Source organism: Streptomyces ipomoeae 91-03 (genome assembly GCF_000317595.1).
Classification (GTDB): Bacteria; Actinomycetota; Actinomycetes; order Streptomycetales; family Streptomycetaceae; genus Streptomyces; species Streptomyces ipomoeae.
In genome coordinates this window covers 1-5,320 of record NZ_AEJC01000679.1, presented here as the reverse complement: position 1 = coordinate 5,320, position 5,320 = coordinate 1, and the positions used below count along the sequence as shown (strand labels likewise).

Annotated in this window: 5 protein-coding genes; all 5 read right to left on the bottom strand. The window is 72.0% G+C overall.

Features of this window, described 5'->3' with window-relative positions:
- Positions 1 to 71: 71 nt before the first annotated feature.
- Positions 72 to 1,415, bottom strand: coding sequence for an MFS transporter (locus STRIP9103_RS44650; protein WP_009343723.1), 1,344 nt, complete (start codon positions 1,413 to 1,415; stop codon positions 72 to 74).
- 151 nt (positions 1,416 to 1,566) lie between these two features.
- Entirely contained in the window at positions 1,567 to 2,649 is a 1,083-nt protein-coding gene (locus tag STRIP9103_RS44645; protein WP_009343719.1) for a Zn-dependent alcohol dehydrogenase, read from the bottom strand.
- Positions 2,650 to 2,802: 153 nt separating this feature from the next.
- Positions 2,803 to 4,191: an aldehyde dehydrogenase family protein gene (locus STRIP9103_RS44640; protein WP_009343717.1), complete on the bottom strand. Its 1,389-nt coding sequence runs from the start codon at positions 4,189 to 4,191 to the stop codon at positions 2,803 to 2,805.
- A gap of 108 nt (positions 4,192 to 4,299) precedes the next feature.
- A complete protein-coding gene (locus STRIP9103_RS44635; RefSeq protein ID WP_009343721.1) occupies positions 4,300 to 4,782 on the bottom strand; it encodes a DUF3574 domain-containing protein in 483 nt (160 codons plus the stop codon).
- Positions 4,783 to 4,972: 190 nt separating this feature from the next.
- Positions 4,973 to 5,320, bottom strand: a 348-nt coding sequence (locus STRIP9103_RS44630; protein WP_048822331.1) for a sortase domain-containing protein, incomplete at its 5' end; no start/stop codon positions are given.

The window sequence follows — 5,320 nt, the reverse complement described above, 5'->3', positions numbered from 1 at the left end:
TCGCCCCAGCGGCACGACTGCCCGCAGCCGGGACGGCCGGGTGGCAGCTGCCCCGGCTGCGTGGTCGGCGGTCAGCTCACCGGCTGGCCCTCCTGCCGACCCACCTGCTCCGCCTCCCGTGAACTCGCCCTGCCGGCAAGGACCTTGATCGACAGGAGGGCGATCACCGACAGGCCGATGATGTACGCGGAGACGGCCATGGATGTGCCGGTCGCCTCCAGGAGCAGGACCATCAGGAACGGGGCGAGGCCACCGCCGAACACCGCCGCGATCTGGTAGCCGAGCGAGGCACCCGTGTACCGCATCTCGGGGGTGAACAGTTCGGCGAACAGGGCGGCCTGGGGCCCGTACATGATGCTCAGGAAGCAGCCCGCGACGAACGTGGCGACCACCAGCCACAGCAGCGAGCCGGTGTCGATGAGCAGGAACAGCGGTACGGCCCACACGGCGATGCCGGCCGCGCCGAACGCGTAGATCCGGATGCGGCCGACACGGTCGGAGAGGGCCGCGGCGGCGGGGATCAGCACGAGTTGGGTGAGGCTGATGCAGAGGGAGACGGTGAGGACGGCCTCGCGCTTCATGCCGAGTTCGCGGGTCGTGTAGTCGAGGATGCCGGTGATGAGAATGTAGAAGGTCGCGGTGTTGACGGCGAAGGAACCGCCGGCGAGGAACACCGTGCCGAGGTGGCCGCGCAGGATGGTCCGGAGCGGGGAGCTCCGCTCACCCTTCTCCTGTTCCGCCAACGCCCGTTCGGCGGCCCGGAATTCGGGGGTCTCCTCGACATGGCGGTGGATGTACCAGGCGAGCCCGAGCACGAACAGTCCGACCAGGAACGGCACACGCCAGCCCCAGGCCGCGAACGCGCTCTCGCTGGTGGCCGCGCCCACGACGAGGAACACCGAGTTGGCGCTCACCACCCCGATGGGGACGCCGAGTTGGACGAAGCTGCCGTACACCCCGCGCTTGCCCTCGGGGGCGTACTCGGTGGCCAGCAGCATCGCGCCGCCCCACTGGGCGCCGACGGCGACACCCTGGGCGACGCGGAGCAGGACGAGCAGGATCGGAGCGGCGATCCCGATCGTCTCGTACGTGGGGAGGAGGCCGATGCCGGTGGTGGCCAGGCCCATCAGGGTGAGCGCCAGGACCAGCATCGGCTTGCGGCCGCGCTTGTCGCCGAGGTGACCGGCGACGATGCCGCCGAGCGGGCGGGCCAGGAAGCCGACGGCGAAGGTGGCGAACGCGGCGAGGACTCCGGCGGAGGCGCTGCCCGCGGGGAAGTAGAGATCGCCGAGGACGAGGGCCGCGGCTATGCCGAAGACGAAGTAGTCGTACCACTCCACGGCCGAGGCGAGCGCCGCGGCGGTGGCCACCTTGCGGTGGCCCTGGGGACGAGAGGGGGAAGGAGCGGTGTCCATAGGTGCACACTCCCGATGGGTGCGGGGACGTTCCGGGGAACGTACTGACCGGACGGTATGGCGTCAACGGTCTGGGGCGAACGGATTCACGTGCTGGTTACACGTGTCCATTCCCGGGCCGCGTGCGGGCACGCGGCTCCCCGTGCCTCGCCTAGAACACCACCAGTGCCCGGCCGCCCTTGCCCGCCAGCATGTTGTCGAAGGCGGCGGGGATGCCCTCCAGGGCGATGTGTTCGGTGACCAGCGCGCCGAGGTCGAGGCGTCCGGCGCGGATGTGGTCGGCGAGGACCGGCAGGTCGCGGGCCGGGTCGGAGTTGCCGTAGACACAGCCGGAGAGGGTGCGGCCCCAGTGGAAGAGTTCCAGGGCGTTGAAGGTGACCTGCTGGTCCTTGCCACCGATGCCGACGACGGTGGTGCGACCGCCGCGCCGGGTGGCTTCCCAGGCCGTGCGGATGGTGACCGCGCGGCCCACGCACTCCACGGCGACATCGACGCCCTGCTTGCCGGTGAGGGCGCGGATCTCGCGGGCGGTGTTCTCGGAGGCGACGACGTACTCCGTGGCGCCGGCCGCGCGGGCCAGCTCCTCCTTCTCCGGGGAGACGTCCACGGCGACGATCGTCGAGGCGCCCGCGATCCGGGCGGCCTGGAGGGTCGCCAGGCCCACCCCGCCCACACCGAAGACGGCGACGGTCTCGCCCTCCCGTACGCGGGCGGAGTTGTGGACGGCGCCGTAGCCGGTGAGGACGGCGCAGCCGAGCAGGGCCGCGTCCGTGAGGGGGATGCCCTCGGGCGCGGGCAGGACGCACGACGCCCGGACGACGGTCTCCTCGGCGAACGCGGCGACGTTCAGGCCGGGGTATAGCTCCCGGCCGTCCGCCGTGCGGGCGTACACATCGGCGGACCCGAGCAGCGCCTTCGCGCACAGCCACACCTCCCCCAGCGAGCAGGCGTGGCAACTTCCGCACGACGGCGCCCAGTTGAGGACGACACCGTCGCCGGGCGAGACATGCGTGACCCCCTCACCGACGGACACGACCGTGCCCGCGCCCTCATGGCCGAGCACCGCGGGCACCGGCACCCGCATGGTCCCGTCGGACAGGGACAGGTCGGAATGGCACACCCCGGCCGCGGCGAGCCGGACCCGGACCTGCCCGGGACCGGGTTCCGGCAGCTCGATCTCGGCGATCTCCAGCGGGGCACCGATGGCGGGCAGTACGGCGGCGCGAACAGCCATGGCGGGACGACTCTCCTGGGGCTCGTATGACTCGTGCGGCTCTGTGACGCGTGTGACGCGTGTGACGCGTGACGCGTGCGACTGTGAGTGTGTGACGCGTGTGACCGTGTGACTCGCAGGGAACTGGCTCCGAGGACCCGTACGGAACCTCCCCTAGAACTGAAGGGACTTCGTCTGCAGGTACTCGGCCAGGCCATGGGTGCCGAGTTCACGGCCCACGCCCGACTGCTTGTAGCCGCCGAAGGGGGCGAGCGGGTTGAACCGGCCGCCGTTGATGTCGACCTGGCCGGTGTCCATGCGGCGGGCGAAGGCCACCGCCTCGGCGTCGTCGCCGGCCCAGACGGCGCCGGCCAGCCCGTAGACCGTGCCGTTGGCGATCCGCAGGGCGTCCTCCTCGTCCTCGTAGCGAAGGATCGACAGGACCGGGCCGAAGATCTCCTCCTGCGCGATGGTCATGTCGGGTGCCACGTCGGCGAAGACCGTCGGCGCGACGAAATAGCCCTGCTCGCGCGGGGCTTCGGGGCCACCGGCGATCAGCCGGGCGCCCTCCGCGACGCCCTTCTCGATGTAACCGCGCACCCGGTCCCGCTGCTTGGCGCTCACCAGCGGGCCGAGGCGTTCGCCGTACTTCGCGGCGGCCTCGGCGGCCAGTTCGACGGCCTGCTCGTACTGGGAGGTGTGGACCAGCATGCGGGTCCAGGCGCTGCACGTCTGGCCGGAGTTGGACATGACGTTGGCGACGCCGACGTTCACCGCCTTGGCGAGGTCGGCGCTCGGGAGGATGACGTTCGCGGACTTGCCGCCGAGTTCCAGGGCCACCTTCTTGACGGCGGCGCCCGCGGTCGCGGCGATGCTCCGGCCGACCGCCGTGGAGCCGGTGAAGGAGACCAGGTCGACTCCGTCGTGCTCGGCGAGCGCCTGCCCGGCGACCGGGCCGAGACCGGTGACCAGGTTGAACACCCCGGCGGGAACGCCCGCCTCGTCCACGGCCTCGGCGAAGAGCTGGGCGACGAGCGGGGTGTCCTCGGCGGGCTTCAGGACGACCGTGCAGCCCGCGGCGAGCGCCGGGGCGACCTTGGCGACGATCTGGTGCAGCGGGTAGTTCCAGGGGGTGATCGCGCCGACGACGCCGATGGGCTCGTAGTACACGGTCGAGTTGCCGACCTTCTCCTCGAAGGCGTGCGTCGCGGCCAGTTCGGCGTAGGAACCGGCGACCTTGACCGGCAGGTCCGCGTGCACCTTCTGGGAGAACGGCAGCGGCGAGCCGAGCTCCGCCGTCACGGTCTCGGCGATCTCCTCCCGGCGTGCGGCGAGCGCGTCGCGCAGGGCGCCGATGACCGCGCCGCGCTCGGCGGGCGGTGTCGCCGCCCAGCCGGGGAGGGCGGCACGGGCGGCGCGTACGGCCGCGTCGACGTCCTCGGCGGTGCCCGCCGGGACGTGGCCGATGACCTGCTCGTCCGCCGGGTTCACGACCTCGATCGTGCCGGTGCCGACGGCGGGCCGCCAGGCCCCGTCGATGTACATGCCGTCGTGTGCCTTCATGCTGCCGCCTCCCGAACGGACCGTGTGCTCCGCACCAAAAACTAGCCCTGATAGTTTTCTGGCACCAGAGTCTCAGGAGAGCAGAAGGTGCCCGCGCGCCGGTCGGTGTCAGAAGTCGACCCGCTTGCGGTCGTCCACCCTGGCCACCGACTCCTGCGCGAACGCCTTCCGATAGTCGCCGCGGATCTCCTCGATCTTCCGGTCGCTCGCCTCCGCGTCCACCACCGGATACAGCAGGATCAGCTCGTACGACCGCTCCTTCTCGACGGCCCCGTTCGCGTCCCGCCACTGTCCGCGCCCCTCCCGCACGGTCAGCCCGTTCGGGAAGCCCGGTGTGACCTCCTTGTCGACGAAGTCCCTGAACTGCTCGTCGGTGACGGCCGGCCCACCGTCGGGCCGCTCCGTGCCGAAGAGGAGCCGGGTCTCGACGTACGGCGTCCCGCGCGCCGGCGCGACCACGGAACCGGTGGGGACGTCGTCGGCGAGCGTGGCGTACGCGGTCGGGGCGCCGACGGCGAGCAGACAGGCGGCTGCCGCGAGGGCGACCCGGGTACGGGTGAGGTGCGAGGTCGAGGTGAGGGTCGAGTTCATGGCTCCACCTCTAACGGGATCGCCGTCCCCTCCGCCGTGAGCCGCGCCGGGACCGGGCCACACGTGCGCCCGTACGCCCCCGGTGCTCGCGGGAGCGTAGTTGCCGTATCCGGCGCGCGGGTTCACGCCGTGCGCGCGGGCACCCTGAGGCCCGCTCCCGGGTCGCGGACCTCGGCCCTCGGGCCCCGGGTCACCGGCCTTCCGCTCGCGGCCCCCGGGTCGCCGTGAGGTGGGCGAACACGACCACGTTGCTCGCGTAGCCCTTCCTGCGGTCGTACGTGCCGCCGCAGGTGATCAGGCGCAGTTCGGGGCGGTTGCGGAGGCCGTACACCACCTCGTCGGGGAAGCGGGACTTCTCGTACGTCCGCACGGCGTCCACGGTGTAGACGGCGATACGGCCGTCGGCACGCCGGACCTCCACGATGCGGCCGGGCTTGATCATCTCCAGTGCGGCGAAGACGGCGGGCCCCGTCCTGGTGTCCCGGTGACCGACGACGACCGCGGTGCCGGGCCCCCCGGGCGCGGGCCCCGCCGAGTA

What these genes read in the sequence shown, in the direction of transcription:
- STRIP9103_RS44650 (WP_009343723.1), bottom strand. Translation starts at nt 1,415, where the DNA reads ATGGACACCGCTCCTTCCCCCTCTCGTCCCCAGGGCCACCGCAAGGTG.
- STRIP9103_RS44645 (WP_009343719.1), bottom strand. Translation starts at nt 2,649, where the DNA reads ATGGCTGTTCGCGCCGCCGTACTGCCCGCCATCGGTGCCCCGCTGGAG.
- STRIP9103_RS44640 (WP_009343717.1), bottom strand. Translation starts at nt 4,191, where the DNA reads ATGAAGGCACACGACGGCATGTACATCGACGGGGCCTGGCGGCCCGCC.
- STRIP9103_RS44635 (WP_009343721.1), bottom strand. Translation starts at nt 4,782, where the DNA reads ATGAACTCGACCCTCACCTCGACCTCGCACCTCACCCGTACCCGGGTC.